This window comes from Streptomyces niger (genome assembly GCF_000718305.1).
GTDB lineage: Bacteria > Actinomycetota > Actinomycetes > Streptomycetales > Streptomycetaceae > Streptomyces > Streptomyces niger.
Map to the genome: position 1 here is coordinate 116,800 of NZ_JOFQ01000013.1, position 19,738 is coordinate 136,537.

A 19,738-nucleotide genomic window follows, 5' to 3' on the forward strand; every position below is an offset into this window, starting at 1 on the left:
GTCCTCCCCACGGAGGTGGGATGAATTGGCCGGTTTCAGAGCTCTCGCCGAACAGGTCCGCAACCCCCGTCTCGTCGCGACCCAGCGGCGGACAGCACTGCGCAAGTGCCTGGAGCGCTTCGCCCCCTACGGGCACCGCGCGACCTGGCACCACCTGTGCACCCGCGCAGGCATCGGGACGCAGGACCGCAACCCCGACCCGGGCCGGCTCATGGCCGCCCTGGCGGAACTGGAGGAAGCGCGTAACCTCTGGCTCGCTTACGAAGCAGACTTCGCCGCCCGCAGGCGGCGCGAGAAGCACGACGGCATCCGGCAACCGGGTGCCCTGCACGAATGGCACCTGCGCACCTGGGGAGGGTGCGACATCGTGCCGTGCGAATCGCCGGACCGGCACCCCACGGCGCGCCTGGCGGACGTGCTGAGCCGGGTGATCGCCGCCATGGAGTCGGGCCGCCCGCGTACGGACTGCCCGGTGTGCGGCGGCCACCGCTTCGTCTGGCAGACCGACGCCGAGCGCCCGATGGCCGGACCGGTCTGTCAGGAGTGCGGCGTGGTCACCCCGGCCGCGGTGCTCACGGCGGCGACGCTCTCCGCGGCCCGCCGGGCCCGCACGGAGCGCGCGTTCGCGGCCGCCTGAGCGGCGCGCCCGCCGCTGCCGCCGACAGGGCCGCGCGCCCTCGCACGGACCACCACGCGGGACACACCGGTACCGCTTTCGGGACGGGGGACCCGAAGGCCGGGGCAGGAACGGCCGTACCGGGCACGGGGGACCCGCCGGTGCCGTTTCCCGCCGCGCAGCCGGGCATTTTTGGTTGAGTCTTTGACGAGATCTTCCCCTGGCTCATCGCGCGGCACTACGTTCGCGAGCATGCTCGCGCTCGCCCGTTCCGCCACCGTCGCCCCGCCGGGCTGGAGCCGCTGGCTCGTACCGCCGGCCGCGCTCGCCATCCACCTCGCCATCGGACAGGCCTACGCCTGGAGTGTGTTCAAACCGCCCCTGGAATCCTCGCTCGACCTCTCCGGCACCGCCTCCGCGCTCCCCTTCCAGCTCGCCATCGTGATGCTCGGCCTCTCGGCCGCCTTCGGCGGCACGCTCGTCGAACGCCGCGGACCGCGCTGGGCCATGCTCGTCTCCACCGTCTGCTTCTGCTCCGGCTTCCTCGTCTCCGCGCTCGGCGCCGCCACCGGTCAGTACTGGCTCGTCGTCCTCGGCTACGGCTTCATCGGCGGCATCGGCCTGGGCATCGGCTACATCTCCCCCGTCTCCACCCTCATCAAGTGGTTCCCGGACCGCCCCGGCATGGCCACCGGCATCGCCATCATGGGCTTCGGCGGCGGCGCGCTGATCGCCTCCCCCTGGTCCAGCGGACTGCTGGACGCGCTGGGCACCGACTCCGCCGGCATCGCGCAGACGTTCCTGGTGATGGGGCTGGTGTACGCGGTCTTCATGTCACTGGGCGTGCTGCTCATCCGCGTACCGCCGGACGGCTGGCGGCCCCCGGGCGCCGCGCCCGCGGGAAGCGCACCGCGCGCCCTGGTCACCACCGCGCAGGTCTCCGCCCGCAACGCGCTGCGCACCCCGCAGTTCTGGTGCCTGTGGGTCATCCTCTGCATGAACGTCACGGCCGGCATCGGCATCCTGGAGAAGGCCGCCCCGATGATCGCGGACTCCTTCGCCGACACCGCGACGCCGGTGAGCGCGGCCGCGGCAGCCGGCTTCGTCGGCCTGCTCTCGCTCGCCAACATGCTCGGCCGGTTCGCCTGGTCCACCACCTCCGACCTGGTCGGCCGGAAGAACATCTACCGCCTCTACCTCGGCGTGGGCGCCCTGCTCTACCTCGTCCTGGCCACGACCGGCGACGCGTCCAAGCCGCTCTTCGTGGCCTGCGCCGCGGTCATCCTGTCCTTCTACGGCGGCGGCTTCTCCACCGCCCCGGCGTACCTGAAGGACCTCTTCGGCACCTACCAGGTCGGCGCGATCCACGGCCGGCTGCTCACCGCCTGGTCCACCGCCGGCGTCCTCGGCCCGCTGATCGTCAACGCCATCGCGGACTCCCAGCACGCCGCCGGGCGCAGCGGACCCGACCTCTACACCACGTCGTTCTTCATCATGATCGGCCTGCTCGTGGTCGGCTTCGTCGCCAACGAGCTGATCCGTCCGGTGCATCCGCGCCACCACGAGCCGGCCGAGCCGCCCGGCCACGACGCACGGCAAGAAGGAGCCGCCCCGTGACCAGCGCCCGCCGCGCCCTGCTCGCTCTCGTCTGGCTGTGGGTCGGACTGCCCTTCGCCTACGGGCTGTACGAGCTGGGGCTCAAGATGAAGCAGCTCTTCACGGGCTGAGGCACGCCCCCACCGCCCCAACACGGCTTTTCCCGAAGTCGCTTGACAGGTGCCGATCACGGGACGGAAGCATGGTTCCCGGCCGCCCCCCACACTCGGCGCGCGGCCTTGAGTGATCGATGAAAACCGGCACAGCACCGAAAGGCCAGCATGAAGTTCAGCAGGACAGCCGCCCACCTGGCCGTCGCCGGAACGGCCGCACTGACCATGGTCGGCATGAGCGCCGCCACCGCTTCCGCGGGCACCCCCGCCTCCATCCGGATCTCCGGCGGAGGGGTGTACTGGTACGACGGCTCCGACACGTTCTCCGTCTCCGACTACAAGGCCGACGGCTATGCGATCGAGGGCGAGCTGATGCTCAACTCGGGCAAGACGTACACCCTCGAAGCACGCGGCGGCAAGAACGATCACGTCGAGAAGCACATCAACATCGCGGAGGGTCGCGACATCACCCTGCGACTGTGCTACTGGAACGCAGTGGACAACGAGTGCACCGCGACGGCGCACGGCAAGGCATGACGCACACCCGCGCCCGGGGCCGCAGCGAGCGCTGCGGCCCCGGGCGCACGTGTGTCAGGCGTCGCCTCCGCACGGCTCGCGTGCCGCACTCCCCGCCGGGCCACCGACCGTGACCCCGCGGGCCTCCCCCGGCTCGTCCCGCGCGCCGCGGTCCACGCGCAGCCGACGCGCGCCCGGCCCCTGCTCACCCAGTTCGTCGTACGGGTTGGACAGCGCGCACTTCTCCAGGGAGAGGCAGCCGCAGCCGATGCAGTCGGTCAACTTGTCGCGCAGCTCCAGGAGCTGGCCGATGCGCTCGTCCAGCTCGGCGCGCCAGACCTCGGAGAGCCGGGCCCAGTCCTCGCGGTTGGGGGTGCGCTCCTCCGGCAGCTCGGCGAGCGCGTCGCGGATGACGGCGAGCGGGATGCCGACGCGCTGCGCGGCCCGTACGAAGGCGACCCGGCGCAGCGTGTCGCGGGTGAACCGACGCTGGTTGCCCGCGGTGCGGGTGCTGCTGATCAGGCCCTTGGACTCGTAGAAGTGCAGGGCGGAGACCGCGGCACCGCTGCGCGCGGCGAGCTGGCCGACGGTGAGCTCGTGGACTTTACGGGATAGCTGGGGCACGTCCGTCAGCCTAACCGGCAGGTCCGTTGACAGCGGAGCGTCCGCACAGCAAGCTGAGCAAGCGCTTAGTCGATGAGGAGGCATACGGACATGGCAGACCCCCGAGTGTTCGGTTCGCTGGACGAACTGCGTGGCGCGGTCGGCGAGGAGCTCGGCCCGAGCGACTGGCTGGAGGTCGACCAGAAGCGGATCGACCTGTTCGCCGACGCCACCGGCGACCACCAGTGGATCCACGTCGACCAGGAGAAGGCCAAGGCCGGTCCGTTCGGCACCACGATCGCGCACGGCTACCTCACCCTGTCGCTGCTGCCCGCGCTGGTCCCGCAGCTGATGCGCGTCGACAACGTCAAGATGGGCATCAACTACGGCACGAACAAGGTGCGCTTCCCCTCCCCCGTGCCGGTCGGCTCGCGGGTGCGCGCCACGGCGAAGATCGCCGAGGTGGCCGAGGTGGCGGGCGGCGTGCAGCTCACCACGGTGGTGACCGTGGAGCGCGAGGGCGGCGACAAGCCGGCCTGCGTCGCGGAGTCGGTCAGCCGCTTCTACCTCTGAGGGCCGCGTAGCGACCTCACGGGCGGCGCGCGCCCACCATGCCCAGCACCAGGTCGGCGTAGAGCTCGCCGACCTGGTCGGGCGTGCGCTTGCCGTCCGCGGTGAACCACCGCGCGACGTCCACGCAGAGCGAGAGCACCGCCAGCGTCGTGCCGGGCACGTCCCGTACGGAGAACTCCCCGGCGTCCGTGCCGTCCTGGATGATCTCCCGCAGCAGCCGGTCGGTCCGGCGCCGCAGGTCGGCGATCTCGGCGTAGTGCTCCTCGCCGAGCGCCTTCAGCTCGTACTGGATGATGCGCGCGGTCGTGTGCCGCTCGGCGTGCCAGCTGGCGAAGGCGCGCACCGCGCGGCAGAGCCGGTCGGCGGCGGTGCCCTCGGCTTCGGCCGCGGCCGACATGATCTTCAGCGCCCGTTCGTGGCCCGTGACGCTGATGCGGTAGAGCAGCTCTTCCTTGGTCTTGTAGTGGATGTAGAGCGCGGCCGGGCTCATGCCGGCCCGCCCGGCGATGTCACGGGTGGTCGTGGCGTGGTAGCCGCGCTCGGCGAACGCCTCGACGGCGGCCCCCACCAGCCGCTGGGCGGCGTCCGGAGCCACTCCGGCCCACTCCTCGGCGACCTGGTCCGTCCGCTCCGCCTCCGCACCCATCGCGCACTCCGATCCCGCCGTCCGCCACGGTCCGTCCGGGGCGGGCCATCAGATCGAACACCATACCGCCACGACTGAGCAAGCGCTTAGCATGCGCGGGGCCCGGCGCGGTCACGGCTGACCGGGCCGGGCCCTGCCGCTCGGGTACGTACCGTACGCGACCCGCCGCTCAGAAGGCGGAGACGCCCGTCAGCGCGCGCCCGATCAGCAGCTTCTGGATCTGGCTGGTGCCCTCGTAGAGCGTCATCACGCGGGCGTCGCGCAGCAGCTTGCCGACCGGGTACTCGTCGATGTAGCCGTACCCGCCGAAGACCTGCAGGGCGTTGTTGGCGCAGCGCACCGCGGCCTCGGAGGCGAACAGCTTGGCCTTGGACGCCTCGGTGACGAACGGCTCGCCGCGGTCGATGAGGTCGGCGACGCGCCAGGTCAGCAGCCGGGCCGCGGCCACGTCCAGCGCGATGTCGGCGAGCAGCTCCTGGACGAGCTGGTGGTGGGCGATGGTCTTGCCGAACTGGTCGCGCTCGCCGGCGTAACCGACCGCCGCGTCCAGCGCCGCCTGGGCGATGCCCACACAGCCGGCGGCGACCGACATCCGGCCCTTGGCCAGCGCGGACATGGCGACCGAGAAGCCCTTGCCCTCGGGGGCGATCATCGCGGAGGCCGGCACCCGGACGTCCTCCAGGACCAGCTCGGCGGTGGCCTGGCCGCGCAGGCCCAGCTTGCCGTGGATCTCCCGGCGGGACAGGCCGGGGGTGTCGGTGGGGACGAGGAAGGCGCTGACGCCCTTGTGGCCGGGTTCGGCGCCGGTGCGGGCGAAGAGGAGCACCACGTCGGCCCAGGTGCCGTTGGTGATGAACATCTTGGTGCCGCTGATGACCCAGTCCGCGCCGTCCCGGACGGCCTTGGTGGTGAGGTTGCCCGCGTCGGAGCCGGTGCCGGGCTCGGTGAGGCCGAAGCAGCCGATCGCGTCACCGGAGGTGAGCCGGGGCAGCCACTGCTGCTTCTGCTCCTCGCTCCCCCAGGCGGCGATGGACTTCGCCACCAGGCCGAGCGAGACGGAGACGATGCCGCGCACGGCGGAGTCGCCACGCCCCAGCTCCTCGGTGACCAGGGCGTACGCGAAGTGGTCGCCGCCGGAACCGCCGTACTCCTCGGGGATGGTCAGGCCGAGGAAGCCCAGCTCGCCCATGGTCTTCACGATCGCGCGGTCGACCTGTTCGGCCCGGTCCCACTCCGTCGCGTGCGGGGCGACCTCGCGGTCGACGAAGTCCTTGGCGAGCTGCCGGACGGCGGCCTGCTCCTCGGTGAGTTCGAGGTTCATGATGCGTCTTCCTCTGAACGGTGGCAGTGGGGGCGACGGCGGCGACGCCCCGGCGGACGTCCACGCCTTAATTAACACTGCTAGTTTTTCGCGGCAGCCTCTACTATGTGCGCCATGGCCCGACCCCGCAAGCCCCTGCTGAACCGTGAGCGCATCGTCACGGCGGCCCTCGCACTCATCGACGAGGAAGGCCTGCAGGCGCTGTCCACCCGGCGGCTCGCCGCCGAGCTGGGGGTGAGCGGTCCCTCGCTCTACAACCACTTCACGACCAAGGACGAGATCCTGGACGCGGCGGCGGACATGGTGATCGCCAAGGTCGACGTCTCCGGATTCGGCCCGGACCGGGACTGGCGGCGCGGCCTGCTGGAGTGGGCCCGCTCCTACCGCGCGGCGCTCGCCGCGCACCCGAACTTCGTGCCGTTCCTCGCCCAGGGCCCGGGCCGCCGCCCGGCGGGTCTGAAGATGGCCGACGCGGCGTTCGGCGGCATGGTCGAGGCCGGCTGGCCGCCCGCGCAGGCCACCAAGGTCTGCGCGATGGTGCGGTACTTCGTCGCGGGCTCCGCGCTGGGCTCCTTCGCGCGCGGCTTCGTCGACGACGCGGCCGCGTACGACCCGGCCGACTACCCCCACCTCGGCCAGGCCCACCTGCTCGCCGAGCACCAGCAGCAGGTGGACGAGGGCGCCTTCGAGTCCGGGCTGCAGGCACTGGTCGACGGCCTCGCGCTGCAGTTCCAGCCGGCTTCCTGACCGCACGCACCCCGGTGAGAACAACCCTCCCCTGTCATCTACATGTAACACCCATGTAATATCCGGTCCGCCCGTGACGTACCGCGCGCGACAGGAGAACCCACGTGCAGCAGCCGATACCGGACCGCCGGTCCTTCGTCTTCCTGCTGCGGGTACTGCGCGGCCAGGCGCAGGTCGACTTCCTGCCCAGCGCGCCGGCCGGCCTCGTCTTCACCGTCGCGCTCTGCGCGGCGGGCTGGGAGTACGGCGTCTACGGGCTGTGCGGCACCGCGCTGGGCACCGCCACGGCGCAAACGCTCGGCGTGGCCCGCGACCGGGTCACCACGGGCCTGGAGGGTTTCAACTCCTGCCTGGTGGCGGTGGGTTTCGCCGCGTTCCTGGGGGCGGACCACCTCTCGACCGCGCTGCTGGCGGCGGGCGGCTGCGTGGTCGTCACCGTGCTCACCGGAGCCGTCGGCGCCCTGCTGCGGCCCTGGCGCCTGCCCACGCTGACCCTGCCGTACTGCCTCACCGCCAGCGCCATGACCATCGCGGCGCCCGGCTTCACCCACGCCTGGCACCACGGCGCCGGGCTCGCCGCGCTCGCCCGCCCGGCGGCCGGCCGCACCGCGCTCACCTGGACCGACCTCTGGCACGCCTTCTTCGCGAACGTCGCCCAGATCTTCTTCATGCCCCAGTGGTACGTCGGCGCGCTCTTCCTCCTCGGCATCTTCGTCGCCGACCGCCGGCTGGGCGCGCTGGCCTGCCTGGGCAGCGCGGTCGGCATCGTGGCGAGCTGGCTGCTCGGCGCGCCGGCCACGCAGATCGCCGACGGCGGGATGGGGTACAACGCGGTGCTCGTCACGATGGCGCTGGGCGGGGTGTTCCTCGCCACGGGCGGCTGGTCGCTGGCGTACGCGGTGACCGGTGCGGCCGCCGCGACCATCCTGACCTCGGCGGCCGCCGCGCTCTTCGCGCCGTCCGGCGGCCACACCTTCACCTGGCCGTTCGTGCTGACCACGCTGGCGTTCCTGGTGGCGGTACCGGCCTTCCCCCGCCTGCGGAAGGCCGGCGCACCGGACCTCGTCCCGGCGGAGCGCGCTACTCCGCCGGCCGCGGCCGCGTAGCCGGGGCCGCGGCGGCGGGCGTTCCCTCGGCGGCCGCCCGCCGGGCACGCTTGGCCAGGACCGCGATGGAGCCCAGCGCGACCACGGAGAGCAGCATGATGTAGCCGGACACCGCCATCGAGGTGCCGCTCGCCTCCAGCAGCAGCACCATCAGGAACGGCGCGAGGCCGCCGCCCAGGACGGCGCTGATCTGGTAGCCCAGCGAGGCCCCGGTGTAGCGCATCTCCGCCGAGAAGAGCTCGGCGAACAGCGCGGCCTGCGGCCCGTACATGATGCTCAGGAAGCAGCTGGTGACGAACGTGCCGACGGCCAGCCACACCAGCGAGGCGGTGTCGATGAGCAGGAACATCGGTATCGCCCAGACCAGCAGTCCGACCGCGCCGAGCGTGTAGATCCGCAGCCGGCCGACCCGGTCCGAGAGCGCCGCCGCGGCCGGGATCAGGGCGAGCTGGGTGAGGCTGACCAGCAGTGAGACGGTCAGGACGGCCGTGCGCTGCATGGCCAGTTCGCGGGTCGCGTAGTCCAGTACGCCGGTGATCAGGATGTAGAAGGTCGCGGTGTTCACGGCGAAGGAGCCGCCGGCCAGCAGGACCGTGCCGAGGTGGTGGCGGAGGACGGAGCGCAGCGGCGACCGCCGGTCGCCGACCTCCTTCTCGGCGGCGGCCAGCTGCCGTTCCGCCGCCCGGAATTCGGGGGTCTCCTCGACGCGGGTGTGGATGTACCAGGCGAGGATCAGGACGAGGATGCCGACGAAGAAGGGGAGCCGCCAGCCCCAGGTGGCGAACGCCTCGTCCCCGACGACCGCGCCGGCCACCAGGAAGACGGTGTTGGCGGTCACCACGCCGATCGGCACGCCGAGCTGCACCAGCGAGCCGTACAGCCCGCGCTTGCCCTCGGGGGCGTACTCGGTCGCCATCAGCATCGCACCGCCCCACTGGGCGCCGACCGCGATGCCCTGCACGATGCGCAGCGTCACCAGCAGGATCGGCGCGGCGATACCGATCGTGTCGTACGTGGGCAGCAGGCCGATGCCCGTCGTGGCGAGGCCCATCAGGGTCAGCGCGAGGACGAGCATCGGCTTGCGGCCGCGCTTGTCGCCGAGCTGGCCGGCGATCACGCCGCCGATGGGTCTGGCGAGGAAGCCGACGGCGAAGGTCGCGAACGCGGCGAGCACGCCGGCGACCTGGCTGCCGGAGGGGAAGAAGGCGTGGCCCAGGACGAGGGCCGCGGCGATGCCGAAGACGAAGTAGTCGTACCACTCGACGGCGGACGCCAGGGCGGCCGCCGTGGCCACCTTGCGGCGGTGCCGGGCGGTGGGAGTGGGGGTGGTGCCGGGTGCGGCGGAGGAGGCCGTGTCCATGCGTGCACGCTCCGAGGGGTGCGGGGAACGGGGGGCGGCGCCGTGATTGCGGGTGACCGTACCGACCGGCTGGTACGGGGTCAACGGTCCGCGCAACAGGAGTTTTTACGCCGGCATGGTGGGCCCTTTGCCCAGCTCAGCGACCGTTTCCGGGCAGCCCGAAGGCCCCCGGGGCGGCTCGCTCCCGGGGGTCCGGCGGATCGCGTCAGCTCATCAGAAGACGATCAGGGCGCGGCCTCCCTTGCCCGCGAGCATGGCGTCGAAGGCGGCCGGGATGCCCTCCAGGCCGATCCGCTCGGTGACCAGCCCGGAGAGATCCAGGGCGCCGCTGCGTACGTGTTCGGCGATGACGGGCAGGTCCTTGGCCGGGTCGCTGTTGCCGTAGACGCAGCCGGCGAGGGTGCGGCCGAAGTAGAAGAGCTCCAGCGCGGAGAAGGTGACCTGCTGGTCCTGGCCGCCGACGCCGACGACGGTCGTGCGGCCGCCACGGCGGGTCGAGGACCAGGCCGTGCGGATCGTGTCGGCGCGGCCCACGCATTCGAGGGCCACGTCGGCGCCGATCCCGCCGGTGAGCTTGCGGATCGACTTCGCCGTGTCGTCCGCCGCCACCAGGAAGTCGGTGGCGCCCGCCGCGCGCGCCAGCTCCTCCTTCGCCGGGGAGACGTCGACGGCGACGATCGGGCCCGCGCCCGCGATCCGCGCGGCCTGCAGGGTCGCCAGGCCCACGCCGCCGACGCCGAAGACGACGACCGACTCCCCCGCGCGGACCTGCGCGGAGTGGTGGACCGCGCCCCAGCCGGTGAGGACCGCGCAGCCGAGGAGGGCTGCCTCGGTGAGCGGCACGCCTGCCGGCAGCGGCAGCGCGGCGTTCGCCGCGACCACCGTCTCCTCGGCGAACACGGCCGTACCGAGGCCCGGGTACAGCTCGCTGCCGTCCGCCCGGGTGGCGTACGGCTTCGCGGCCGCCGCTGCCGAGTTGGCGCACAGCCACACCTCGCCCAGGCCGCAGAAGTGGCAGTCGCCGCAGGACGGCGCCCAGTTGAGGACGACCGGGTCACCGGGCGCGAGGTGGGTGACGCCGTCGCCGACGGCCGTGACGGTGCCGGCCCCCTCGTGGCCGAGCACCGCGGGGACGGGCTGCTTGAGGGTGCCGTTGGACAGCGACAGGTCGGAGTGGCAGACCCCGGCCGCGGCGAGCTTGACCCGGACCTGGCCGGGTCCGGGGTCGGGCAGCTGGATCTCGGCGATCTCCAGCGGGGCGTTGACGGCGGGCAGTACGGCAGCGCGGACCACGGTGCGGTCTCCTCGGTGGGGAGGCGGAGTACGGGCGGGAACTGCGGTGGCGGGGGGGCGGGGCGCCGGCCCGGCCGGCGCCCCGGTCCGGTCAGAGCTGGAGCGACTTGGTCTGCAGGTACTCGGTCAGGCCGTGCGGGCCCAGTTCGCGGCCGACGCCGGACTGCTTGTACCCGCCGAAGGGCGCGAGGAGGTTGAAGCGGCCGCCGTTGATGTCGACCTGGCCGGTGTCCAGCTTCTTCGCGAAGGCCACCGCGGTCTCCTGGTCCTTCGCCCAGACGCCGCCCGCCAGGCCGTAGACCGTGCCGTTGGCGATCTCCACGGCCTCGTCCTCGTCCCGGTACTTCAGGATCGAGATGACCGGGCCGAAGATCTCCTCTTGCGCGATGGTCATGTCCGGGGTCACGTCGGCGAAGACGGTGGGCCGGACGTAGTAGCCGCTCTCCAGCCCCTCGGGGGCCTCGGCGCCGCCGGCGACCAGCCGCGCGCCCTCCTCCTGGCCCTTGGTGATGAAGCCGCGCACCCGGTCGCGCTGCTTCTCGTTGACGACCGGGCCGAGGCGGCTCGCGTCGTCCTCGGGGTCGCCTGGCGTGTACTTGGCGACGAGCTCGGCGGCCAGCCGCACGGCCTCCTCGTACTGGTCCTCGTGGACCAGCATGCGGGTCAGCGCGTTGCAGGACTGGCCGGAGTTGCGGATCACGTCGGCGACGTTGACCTTCACCGCCTTGGCGAGGTCCGCGCCGGGCAGGATGACGTTGGCGGACTTGCCGCCCAGTTCCAGGGCCACCCGCTTGACCGCGCCGCCGGCGATCGCGCCGATCTTCCTGCCGACCGCGGTGGAGCCGGTGAAGGAGACCAGGTCCACGCCCTCGTGCTCGGCCAGCGCCTGGCCGGCGACCGTGCCGAGGCCGGTGACGAGGTTGAAGACGCCCGCGGGGATGCCGGCCGCGTCCACGCACTCGGCGAAGAGCTGCGCGGTGAGCGGGGTGTCCTCGGCGGGCTTGAGGACGACGGTGCAGCCGGCGGCGAGCGCCGGGGCGACCTTGTTGGTGATCTGGTGCAGCGGGTAGTTCCACGGGGTGATCGCGCCGACGACGCCGACCGGCTCGTGCAGCACGGTGGAGGTGCCGAGCTGCTCCTCGAAGGCGTGCTCGGCGGCGAGTTGGGCGTACGAGGCGGTGACCGCGATCGGCATGCCGGTCTGCACGTTCGCGGCGAACGCCTTCGGCGAGCCCAGCTCGGCGGTGATGGTCTCGGCGATCTCCTCGGCGTGCGCCTTGAGCTGCTCGACCAGCGCGGCGAGCTTCGCGGCGCGCTCGGCGGGGGCGGTGGCGCGCCAGCCGGGCAGTGCGGCGCGTGCCGCGCGTACGGCGGCGTCGATGTCGGCGGCGGTACCGGCCGGAACGGTGGCGATCACCTGCTCGTCGGCGGGGTTGCGCACCTCGATGGTGCCGTCGCCCACCGCGTCCCGCCAGGCTCCGTCGATGTACATGCCGTCGTGTGCCTTCATCTGGCGTCCTCCGGTGCGGTTCGGTGCGGGCCATGCGTCGCGCCCCACAAACTATCGGTGCTAGTTTGCGGGGCGCCACCCCCGTCGGGGGTGCAGCACGTCACGCGCCGCTTCTGCCCGAGGACCTCTCGCGCGAATCGGCCCGGGCCACGCCGCCCGCCCTGCGCCGGGCGCCGCCCGCCTCCTTCGGCGCCCGCAGGGCGACCGCGGCCGAGCCCAGCAGGAGCACGCCGAGCAGTACGAACGGCGCGGCGGCGCCCGCCAGTCCGGCGGCGAGACCGGCTCCGGCCGGCGCCGCGACCTGGCCGAGCCGGTTGCCGGTGAGCCGCAGCGCGAGCGCGGTGGAGCGCGCGTCGTCGGGCGCCGCCTGGACGACGGTGGTCATGGACAGCGGCTGGCCGACGCCCAGGCAGAAGCCCAGTACGGCCAGGACGAGGGCCAGCGCCCAGACCGGCAGCGGCGCGGCGATGGCCGCGCACAGGACGGCGGCCGCCGCGCACGTGGTGGTCAGCAGCACGGTTCGGCCCAGGAACCGCAGCATCGGCGTCATCACCAGCCGGCAGGCGATGGTCGCCGCGGCCCGCAGGCTCAGCAGCAGGCCGATGGTCGCGGGCGCGATGTGGTGCGCCTCGCCGACGACCGGCAGGTAGGCGGTGAGGATGTCGGTGGCGGAGAGCACCGAGAGGCTGATGAAGATGCCGGCGGTGACGCCACGGGTGCGCAGGATGCCGAGGACCGGTACGCGGCCGCCGGCGGCGCCCGCCGCCCCTCCCCCGCGGGCCCCATCCCGCTGTTCCCGCCGTTCCCGCCGCTCCAGCCGCCACAGGGCGGTGCAGGCGCAGGCCGCCGCGGCGGCGGAGACCAGCAGCGCGGTGGCGCTCGTGCGGGCCATCGCGCCGTCGTGCTCGGAGATCAGCAGCCCCGCGCCGATGGGGCCGATGAGCTGGCCGAGCGAGGCGCCGATGGTGAAGTGGCCGAAGTTGCGGTCGCGCTCGTCGGGGGCGCTGCGCCGGGCCACGATCGACTGGGCGCCGATCACGAAGCAGAGGTGGCCGAGGCCCATGACGCCGCTCCACGCGGCCATCGCGGGCAGCGAGGCGACCACGCCGCTCAGTGCGCAGCCGCCGGTGATGAGCGCGACGCCGGCCACCAGCAGGGGCGTGCAGCGGCCGTGGTCGGTGCGGCGGCCGAGGGGGACGGCGACGAGCAGCGGCAGCAGCGCGTACACGCCGGTGATGACGCCGACGGCGGTCTCGTCGGCGCCCAGCGCGAGCGCCCGGTAGGAGACGGCGGGCCGTGCCATGCTCACCGCCGTCTGCGCGAAGGCGAAGGTGAGGACGAGGCGCAGCAGCCAGCCCCTGCCGGGCGTCGGAGCGTTCATGGGTCGGTGGCTTTCCGTTCGGGTCCGTTCGGTCGGCTAGATGATCCCGTACAGCAGGCCTGCGCCGAGCACGACCAGGGAGGTGAGCGCGGCCCATTTCACCGTGAACCTGGTGTGGTCGGCGAACTCGACCTTGGCCATGCCGACCAGGACGTAGACGGCGGGGACCAGCGGGCTGGACATGTGCAGGGCCTGGCCGACGAGGGAGGCGCGGGCGATCTCCAGGGAGGAGACGCCGTGCGCGGCGCCGGCCTCGGCGAGGATCGGGACGATGCCGAAGTAGAAGCCGTCGTTGGACATGAAGTAGGTCAGCGGGATGCTGAGGATGCCGGTGACCAGGCCCATGTGCGGGCCCATCGCGTCGGGGACGTTGGAGACCAGCCAGCGGGCCATGTGCTCGACCATGCCGGTGCCGGTGAGCACGCCGGTGAAGACGGCGGCGGCGAAGACCATGCCGGAGACGTTCAGGACGTTCTCGGCGTGTGCGGCGATTCGCGCCTTCTGGTCCTTCATGTGCGGGAAGTTGACGGTGAGCGCGATGGCCGCGCCGAGCAGGAACAGCACCGGGATGTCCATCACCTGCATGATCAGCAGGGTGAGCAGTGCGACGGTGAGGGCGGCGTTGAACCAGTACAGCTTGGGGCGCAGGGTCGCGCGCCGCGGGTCCAGGCCCTGGAACTCCTCGTCGGGGGCCGGGCCGTGACCGGTGGCGGTGGCCCCGGCGGGGCCACCGGCGGGCAGCGGGCGGCCGGTGCCGGAGCCCTTGCCGCCGGCACCCGCGCCGATGAGGACCTGCTCGGTCTCCTTCTCGGTGACCTCCTCGGTGGCCACGGCCTCGGCGCTGCCGGGCTCGCCCAGGGTGAGGGTGCCGAGCCGCTTGCGCTCGCGGCGGCCCAGGACGTAGGCGAGGGCGAAGACGGCGACCAGGCCGGTGGCCAGCGCGGGGATCATCGGGATGAAGATGTCGCCGGCGTCCAGCTTGAGCGCGGTCGCGGCACGGGCGGTGGGGCCGCCCCAGGGCAGCGTGTTCATCACGCCGTTGGCGGTGGCGGCGACGCCGGTCATCACCACGAGCGACATCTTCAGGCGCTTGTAGAGCGGGTAGAGCGCCGAGACGGTGATCATGAAGGTGGTGGAGCCGTCGCCGTCGAGCGAGACGATCGCGGCGAGCAGCGCCGTGCCGACGACGATACGGACCGGGTCGGCCTTGCAGAACTTGAGGATGCCCCGCACGATCGGGTCGAAGAGCCCGACGTCGATCATCACGCCGAAATAGATGATCGCGAACATCAGCATCGCGGCGGTCGGCGCCAGATCGCCGATGCCCTTGATGACGTAGTCACCGAGCTGTGCGCCCTGTCCCACCAGGACGCAGAAGAGCGCCGGGATGAGCACGAGCGCCGCCATCGGCGACATCTTCTTCATCATGATCAACACCAAGAAGGTGGCAATCATGACAAATCCGAGGATGGTCAGCATTGGGGGTACCTCACGTTCGCCCTTGAACACCTGCCAGGGGGGTGGCGGTCGAGGCGACGTTAGGGGCGGCCAACTTTTGTTAACAAGACCTTGACGCGCGAGCAATACGAGCAAAACCCCAGGTCAATACGGGGGCGTCACCCGGAGGGCGCCGAGCGGTCACCCGGCTGCGGCTCAGTCCAGCACCCGCCCGAGGTACGCCCGCAGCAGCTCCTTGGTCTCCGCGACGATCGCCGGGTCGCCTTCCGGGGCGACCCGGAACGCCAGCTGCACCAGCGCGTCCGCCGCCTCCACGCCCACCAGGAACGCGGTCCGCAGCCGGTGCTCCGCCGGATCCAGGCCGAGCGGCCCGGCCAGCAGCGCCAGCAGCCGGTCCGCGACCAGATGGTTCGCCTCCCGGGTGGCCCGCGGCGCGGGCACCGTGAACTCCACCAGCGCGAAGCCGGGCACCGACCGCTTCATCGCCAGGTACTCGTCGACCACCACGTCCATGGCGTACCGCCAGTCCAGCCGGTCGCCGGCCGCCGCGAGCCCGGCGGTGACCCGGTCCGCGTACCCGTCGAGGTTGCGCAGCGCCAGCGCCTCCGCCATCGCCCGTTTGTTGGGGAAGAAGCGGTAGACGGAGCCGATGGGCACCTCGGCGCGGGCCGCCACCGCGCGGGTGCTCAGGTCGTCGTACCCCTGCTCGTCGAGGACTTCGGCACAGGCGTCGAGGATGCGGGTCAGGCGCTCCGCGCTGCGGCGCTGGACCGGGGCGCGGCGGAGGGACGGGGTATCCACGTACCCATCCTGCACGCCGGCCGGATTCCGGTGCCCCGCGGCGCGTCCTCCGGGCGCACCGTTGACGGCCCCCGCCGCCAATCCTATTGTCTTGCACAGGATTCCCTGAGGTTGTCCCTGAGCGGCGGGAGCACGCGATGACAGGCACGGTCGGCGAGCAGGCGAGGAAGACGGCGCAGGGGCTGAACCACTCCCCCGGCTTCGGCAACGAACACTCCTCCGAGGCCGTGCCCGGCGCCCTGCCCGTCGGCCGCAACTCCCCCCAGCGCGCCCCGCTCGGCCTGTACGCCGAGCAGCTGAGCGGCACCGCGTTCACCGAGCCGCGCGCCCACAACCGCCGCTCCTGGCTCTACCGCATCCGCCCCTCGGCCGCCCACCCGCCCTTCGTACGGACCGACAACGGCGGCGTACGGGGCGCCCCGTTCACCGCGACCGAGCCGGACCCCAACCGGCTCCGCTGGGACCCGCTCCCCGAGCCCCCGGCCGGCACCGACTTCGTCGCCGGACTGTGGACGCTCGGCGGCAACGGCGACGCGATGCAGCGCACCGGCATGGCCGTGCACCTGTACCACGCCAACGCCCCCATGGAGCGGCGGGTGTTCAGCAGCGCCGACGGCGAACTGCTCATCGTCCCCGAACACGGCGGGCTGCTGCTGCGCACGGAGTTCGGCCTGCTCGCCGCCGAGCCGGGGCACGTGGCGCTGATCCCGCGCGGCGTGCGCTTCCGCGTCGAGCCGCTGGCGGCGTCGGCCCGCGGCTACGTCTGCGAGAACTACGGCCGCCCCTTCCAGCTCCCCGACCTCGGCCCGATCGGCGCCAACGGGCTCGCCAACCCCCGGGACTTCCTCGCCCCCGTCGCCGCGTACGAGGACGCGGACGGCGAGTACGAGGTGATCAACAAGTACGGCGGCAACCTCTGGTCGGCGACGTATGACCACTCGCCGCTCGACGTCGTCGCCTGGCACGGCAACTACGCCCCGTACGTCTACGACCTGCGCCGCTTCAACGTCATCGGCTCCATCTCCTACGACCACCCGGACCCGTCGATCTTCACGGTGCTCACCTCGCCGTCCGACACCCCGGGCCTCGCGGGCGTCGACTTCGTGGTCTTCGCGCCCCGCTGGCTGGTGGGCGAGGACACCTTCCGGCCGCCCTACTTCCACCGCAACGTCATGAGCGAGTACATGGGCCTCATCGAGGGCGCGTACGACGCCAAGACGGGCGGCAAGGGGGGCTTCGTCCCGGGCGGCGGCTCGCTGCACAACATGATGTCCGCGCACGGCCCGGACCGCGCCACGTTCGACAAGGCGAGCAGCGCCGAGCTGACGCCCCAGAAGGTGGACGACGGGCTGGCGTTCATGTTCGAGACCCGCTGGCCGGTGCTGCTCACGGAGCAGGCCCGTACCGCCGACCACCTGCAGAGCGGCTACGACACCGTGTGGCAGGGTCTGGAACGCCACTTCTCTTCATAGCCGCAGTGGGGACAACGCCGTGACGACCTTCGCGCCCGACTCGCTCGCCCTGAACCGCAAGCTGCCGCTGTGGTACCAGGTCTCGCAGTCGCTGCGGGCCTCCATATTGGGCCGCCACCCCGACGCCCCCCTGCGGCTGCCCACCGAGGACGCGCTCGCCGCGCACTACGGGGTGAGCGTGCTGACCATGCGGCAGGCGCTGAAGGAGCTGGAGACCGAGGGGCTGATCAGCCGGCACCGGAGGCGCGGCACGTTCATCGAGCCGGACGCGCGGCGCGGCGCCCCGGTCCGGCTGCTGGGCTCGGTCGACGCGATCGTGGCCCAGCAGTCCGGCATGGTCACCACGGTGCTGGAGCACGGCACGGGCCCGGTCCCACCGGAGCTGGCCGAGCACTTCCCCGGCCTCACCCGGGCCGGCTTCTACCGCCGGCTGCGCAGCGACGAGCAGACCGGCGAGCCCACCAACCACGCCGTCAACCACGTCCACCCCGACCTCGCGGCCCGCATCGACCCCGCCGAGCTGGAGCGCCACCCGATGACCAAGGTGCTCCGGGACTCGGTGGGCGTGACCATCAGCCGGATCACCGACACCGTCGAGGCACGCCTCGCGGAGCCGGAGACCGCCCGGCTGCTGGACGTCCCGCTGCTCAGCCCGATCCTGCACTACACCGGCATCACCTACGACGAGGCGGGCAGGGTCGTCGACGTCGCGCGCATCCACTACCGGGGCGACCGCTTCTCCTTCACGGTCACGCTGGACGCGGACTGACGGACCGGGCCGGGCGGGCCGGCCCGGAGGGCGGACGTTCCGGGCGGCCCGGCGCGCGGTGCCGGGCGCGTGGTTACGATGCCCGGGTCATCCGAACCGTCCGGGAGGGTTGCCGCGTGACGGCGAAGCAGGACGTGCCCCTGCTGTCCGACCTGATGCCGTGGTCCGTCGCCGCGCCGCGGCTCGGCCGGGCCTGGATCATGGCCCCGGACACCGGGTCGCTGCGGGCGCGCTGGGACGCGCTGCTGCGAGCCGAGGAGCCGGCGGACCGTGAGCGGCTGTTCCGCCCGTCCCGGGCCCGCACCCTGCACACCGCGGTCGGCCAGCTGCCCGGCCAGGCCACCGCCACCGGCCGGCTGGCCCGGCTGGTCCGCGGCGAGGCGCCCTGCCCGGAGCCCGTACGGGTCCGGCACGGCGCCTACGACCAGCAGTGGCTGCTGCCCGACCACCGCCTCATCGACGCGGCGCGCGCCGAACTGTGGCGGGTCGCCGACGACCACCAGCTCTTCGCCGTCGAACAGCCCCGCGTCCCGCAGGACCCCGGCCCGGCGCTCGCCGTCTCGGCCGTACTGCCGGTCGGCCGCCAGGCCCGCGTCCGCCCCCTCTACCGCCGCCCGGCCGGCGCGGAACCGAACCTCGCCCCCGGCCTCCTGGACCACCTCGCCGACCGCCTCGGCCGGCTCGTCACCGCCGAGGACGCCTTCGCCTACCTGACCGCCGCCGCGCGGCCCGACGGCAAGGGCCTCGCCGTCCCCCTCACCACCGACCCCGACCTGTGGGCCCGCGCGGTGCTGCTGGGGCGCGAGCTGATCCGGCTGCACACCCGGGGCGCGGGCACCGGCGAACGCCCCCGGCTGCCCGGCGGCCGGCGCCCCTACGTCCGGGCCGCGCTGCCCGCCCGCGGACTCCCCACCGCGCTCTCCTACGACCGGGCCGAGGAAGCGCTGTGCCTCGGCGCGGGCCGCATCGCGCCCGTACCGGCCGCGGCCTGGGACGCGCACGCGGGCGGCGTCCGGGTACTGGAGGAGTGGTGCGAGCGGCGCACCGGCGCCGTCGAGCCGGGCACGCTGGAGGCGGTACGCCCCGCCGCCTGGCCCCAGGAGTGGACCACCGACCTGCTGGAGCTGATCACCGTGCTGGCCCTGCTCGGCGAAGTCGGCGCCGAACAGGAGCGGCTGGCCGCGGCGCTCGACACGGCCCCGCTGCTGGATGCCGGGGAGCTGACCGCGGCGGACGTCCTGCCGGCCCCCGCCGCGACCCGCCGCCCGGCCTCCGTCCTGGACCACCACGAGGAGGGCCCGGAGGGTCAGTTCGCGCTGCTCTGACAGCCGGCGGCCCCGGGAACGCCGAACGCGTCCGCCCCGCTCCCCGGGATCGCCGGGAACGGGGCGGACGCGTAGGTCTGTGGCGCTGTGGCGCGCCGGCCGGGCCGTGCGGTGACCGGCGGGGCCGGATCAGCGGCGGGGAGCTGACGGGGCGCGCAGGAGGCGCACCGGAGCACCGCTCGGCACGGCTCGGCTCAGCCGTGACCGCCGAAGAGCGACCGGCGCAGCCGGCGCAGCGGAGCGAAGAGCGACACCCGTGCGCCGCGGTTCTTCCGCGTCCGCGCGTGGTCACGCTTGGTGATCTCCTGCATCAGCGAGGTGGCACCTTCGGTCTCACGCTGCGGTATCGCGGGCCCGCCGAGCACCGCGAGATGGCGGTCCAGGCGGGCGCTGGACGCACCGCCGCATGTGATGGCAGGCACTCGCGGCCTGCTGCGTACTGCAATCTGTTCCATGACACTCCCCACCCGTACGAGGGCACCCGGCCCGGGCAGGGTAACCCTATCTCTCCCGCACGCCCTTCGCGCAGCCC

At 73.0% G+C, this 19,738-nt stretch carries 20 protein-coding genes; 10 read left to right on the forward strand and 10 right to left on the reverse strand.

The window, feature by feature from the left end; genetic code table 11:
• Positions 1-25: 25 nt before the first annotated feature.
• From IF20_RS24750 to IF20_RS24760, 4 genes are all read left to right on the forward strand, one after another.
• The gene (locus tag IF20_RS24750) at positions 26-637 is read left to right on the forward strand and encodes a hypothetical protein (protein WP_052867497.1); all 612 of its coding nucleotides are present in this window, start codon (positions 26-28) and stop codon (positions 635-637) included.
• A gap of 231 nt (positions 638-868) precedes the next feature.
• Entirely contained in the window at positions 869-2,233 is a 1,365-nt protein-coding gene (locus IF20_RS24755; protein ID WP_052867498.1) for an L-lactate MFS transporter, read from the forward strand.
• Positions 2,230-2,343, forward strand: coding sequence for an MFS transporter small subunit (locus IF20_RS41045; protein ID WP_428837693.1), 114 nt, complete (start codon positions 2,230-2,232; stop codon positions 2,341-2,343). The genes IF20_RS24755 and IF20_RS41045 overlap by 4 nt, the downstream gene beginning before the upstream one ends.
• A 150-nt stretch (positions 2,344-2,493) precedes the next feature.
• On the forward strand, positions 2,494-2,862 hold the full coding sequence (locus IF20_RS24760) for a hypothetical protein (protein WP_052867499.1): 369 nt from the start codon (positions 2,494-2,496) through the stop codon (positions 2,860-2,862).
• A gap of 54 nt (positions 2,863-2,916) precedes the next feature.
• Here IF20_RS24760 and soxR read toward each other — a convergent pair whose 3' ends face one another.
• Positions 2,917-3,465 carry a redox-sensitive transcriptional activator SoxR gene (gene soxR, locus IF20_RS24765; protein ID WP_052867500.1) on the reverse strand — a complete coding sequence of 183 codons (549 nt, stop codon included), beginning with the start codon at positions 3,463-3,465 and terminating at the stop codon, positions 2,917-2,919.
• Between the two features lie 90 nt (positions 3,466-3,555).
• Between soxR and IF20_RS24770 the strand changes: the two genes are divergently transcribed.
• A complete protein-coding gene (locus tag IF20_RS24770) occupies positions 3,556-4,017 on the forward strand; it encodes a MaoC family dehydratase (protein WP_052867501.1) in 462 nt (153 codons plus the stop codon).
• A 16-nt stretch (positions 4,018-4,033) separates the two neighbouring features.
• Here the strand turns inward: IF20_RS24770 and IF20_RS24775 are convergent, their stop codons facing one another.
• A complete protein-coding gene (locus IF20_RS24775; RefSeq protein WP_052867502.1) occupies positions 4,034-4,663 on the reverse strand; it encodes a TetR/AcrR family transcriptional regulator in 630 nt (209 codons plus the stop codon).
• Positions 4,664-4,832: 169 nt separating this feature from the next.
• Complete coding sequence (locus IF20_RS24780; RefSeq protein WP_052867503.1) at positions 4,833-5,984, reverse strand: acyl-CoA dehydrogenase family protein; 1,152 nt, start codon at positions 5,982-5,984, stop codon at positions 4,833-4,835.
• 114 nt (positions 5,985-6,098) lie between these two features.
• Here IF20_RS24780 and IF20_RS24785 point away from each other — a divergent pair, with 114 nt between their 5' ends.
• Together IF20_RS24785 and IF20_RS24790 are read left to right on the forward strand one after the other, a co-directional pair.
• Entirely contained in the window at positions 6,099-6,731 is a 633-nt protein-coding gene (locus IF20_RS24785) for a TetR/AcrR family transcriptional regulator (RefSeq protein WP_052867504.1), read from the forward strand.
• 104 nt (positions 6,732-6,835) lie between these two features.
• The gene (locus IF20_RS24790; protein ID WP_234426808.1) at positions 6,836-7,837 is read left to right on the forward strand and encodes an urea transporter; all 1,002 of its coding nucleotides are present in this window, start codon (positions 6,836-6,838) and stop codon (positions 7,835-7,837) included.
• Here IF20_RS24790 and IF20_RS24795 read toward each other — a convergent pair.
• From IF20_RS24795 to IF20_RS24820, 6 genes are all read right to left on the reverse strand, one after another.
• Positions 7,812-9,197 (reverse strand): MFS transporter, encoded by a 1,386-nt coding sequence (locus tag IF20_RS24795; RefSeq protein ID WP_052867505.1) that lies wholly within the window; start codon positions 9,195-9,197, stop codon positions 7,812-7,814. The two genes, IF20_RS24790 and IF20_RS24795, sit on opposite strands and share 26 nt — an antisense overlap.
• A gap of 213 nt (positions 9,198-9,410) precedes the next feature.
• Complete coding sequence (locus IF20_RS24800) at positions 9,411-10,490, reverse strand: zinc-binding dehydrogenase (protein WP_052867506.1); 1,080 nt, start codon at positions 10,488-10,490, stop codon at positions 9,411-9,413.
• A gap of 91 nt (positions 10,491-10,581) precedes the next feature.
• Positions 10,582-12,000: an aldehyde dehydrogenase family protein gene (locus IF20_RS24805; protein ID WP_052867507.1), complete on the reverse strand. Its 1,419-nt coding sequence runs from the start codon at positions 11,998-12,000 to the stop codon at positions 10,582-10,584.
• Positions 12,001-12,100: 100 nt separating this feature from the next.
• Complete coding sequence (locus IF20_RS24810) at positions 12,101-13,381, reverse strand: MFS transporter (protein WP_110944513.1); 1,281 nt, start codon at positions 13,379-13,381, stop codon at positions 12,101-12,103.
• Between the two features lie 36 nt (positions 13,382-13,417).
• Positions 13,418-14,860 carry a CitMHS family transporter gene (locus IF20_RS24815; RefSeq protein ID WP_052867508.1) on the reverse strand — a complete coding sequence of 481 codons (1,443 nt, stop codon included), beginning with the start codon at positions 14,858-14,860 and terminating at the stop codon, positions 13,418-13,420.
• Between the two features lie 174 nt (positions 14,861-15,034).
• Positions 15,035-15,640: a TetR/AcrR family transcriptional regulator gene (locus IF20_RS24820; RefSeq protein ID WP_110944514.1), complete on the reverse strand. Its 606-nt coding sequence runs from the start codon at positions 15,638-15,640 to the stop codon at positions 15,035-15,037.
• A gap of 137 nt (positions 15,641-15,777) precedes the next feature.
• Here IF20_RS24820 and hmgA point away from each other — a divergent pair, with 137 nt between their 5' ends.
• The 3 genes from hmgA (at position 15,778) to IF20_RS24835 (ending at position 19,206) form a co-directional block, all read left to right on the forward strand.
• Positions 15,778-17,112, forward strand: a complete 1,335-nt coding sequence (gene hmgA, locus IF20_RS24825; RefSeq protein ID WP_052867510.1) for a homogentisate 1,2-dioxygenase — start codon at positions 15,778-15,780, stop codon at positions 17,110-17,112.
• A 19-nt stretch (positions 17,113-17,131) separates the two neighbouring features.
• Positions 17,132-17,881: a GntR family transcriptional regulator gene (locus IF20_RS24830; protein ID WP_052867511.1), complete on the forward strand. Its 750-nt coding sequence runs from the start codon at positions 17,132-17,134 to the stop codon at positions 17,879-17,881.
• A 116-nt stretch (positions 17,882-17,997) separates the two neighbouring features.
• A complete protein-coding gene (locus tag IF20_RS24835; RefSeq protein WP_052867512.1) occupies positions 17,998-19,206 on the forward strand; it encodes a type ISP restriction/modification enzyme in 1,209 nt (402 codons plus the stop codon).
• A gap of 194 nt (positions 19,207-19,400) precedes the next feature.
• Here the strand turns inward: IF20_RS24835 and IF20_RS24840 are convergent, their stop codons facing one another.
• Positions 19,401-19,661, reverse strand: a complete 261-nt coding sequence (locus IF20_RS24840; RefSeq protein ID WP_052867513.1) for a hypothetical protein — start codon at positions 19,659-19,661, stop codon at positions 19,401-19,403.
• Positions 19,662-19,738 lie beyond the last annotated feature (77 nt).

Bases quoted from the DNA above. Each gene is read 5' to 3' on its own strand.
- IF20_RS24755 (WP_052867498.1), top strand. From the start codon at position 869: ATGCTCGCGCTCGCCCGTTCCGCCACCGTCGCCCCGCCGGGCTGGAGC.
- IF20_RS24760 (WP_052867499.1), top strand. From the start codon at position 2,494: ATGAAGTTCAGCAGGACAGCCGCCCACCTGGCCGTCGCCGGAACGGCC.
- IF20_RS24770 (WP_052867501.1), top strand. From the start codon at position 3,556: ATGGCAGACCCCCGAGTGTTCGGTTCGCTGGACGAACTGCGTGGCGCG.
- IF20_RS24775 (WP_052867502.1), bottom strand. From the start codon at position 4,663: ATGGGTGCGGAGGCGGAGCGGACGGACCAGGTCGCCGAGGAGTGGGCC.
- IF20_RS24780 (WP_052867503.1), bottom strand. From the start codon at position 5,984: ATGAACCTCGAACTCACCGAGGAGCAGGCCGCCGTCCGGCAGCTCGCC.
- IF20_RS24785 (WP_052867504.1), top strand. From the start codon at position 6,099: ATGGCCCGACCCCGCAAGCCCCTGCTGAACCGTGAGCGCATCGTCACG.
- IF20_RS24795 (WP_052867505.1), bottom strand. From the start codon at position 9,197: ATGGACACGGCCTCCTCCGCCGCACCCGGCACCACCCCCACTCCCACC.
- IF20_RS24805 (WP_052867507.1), bottom strand. From the start codon at position 12,000: ATGAAGGCACACGACGGCATGTACATCGACGGAGCCTGGCGGGACGCG.
- IF20_RS24810 (WP_110944513.1), bottom strand. From the start codon at position 13,381: ATGAACGCTCCGACGCCCGGCAGGGGCTGGCTGCTGCGCCTCGTCCTC.
- IF20_RS24815 (WP_052867508.1), bottom strand. From the start codon at position 14,860: ATGCTGACCATCCTCGGATTTGTCATGATTGCCACCTTCTTGGTGTTG.
- hmgA (WP_052867510.1), top strand. From the start codon at position 15,778: ATGACAGGCACGGTCGGCGAGCAGGCGAGGAAGACGGCGCAGGGGCTG.
- IF20_RS24840 (WP_052867513.1), bottom strand. From the start codon at position 19,661: ATGGAACAGATTGCAGTACGCAGCAGGCCGCGAGTGCCTGCCATCACA.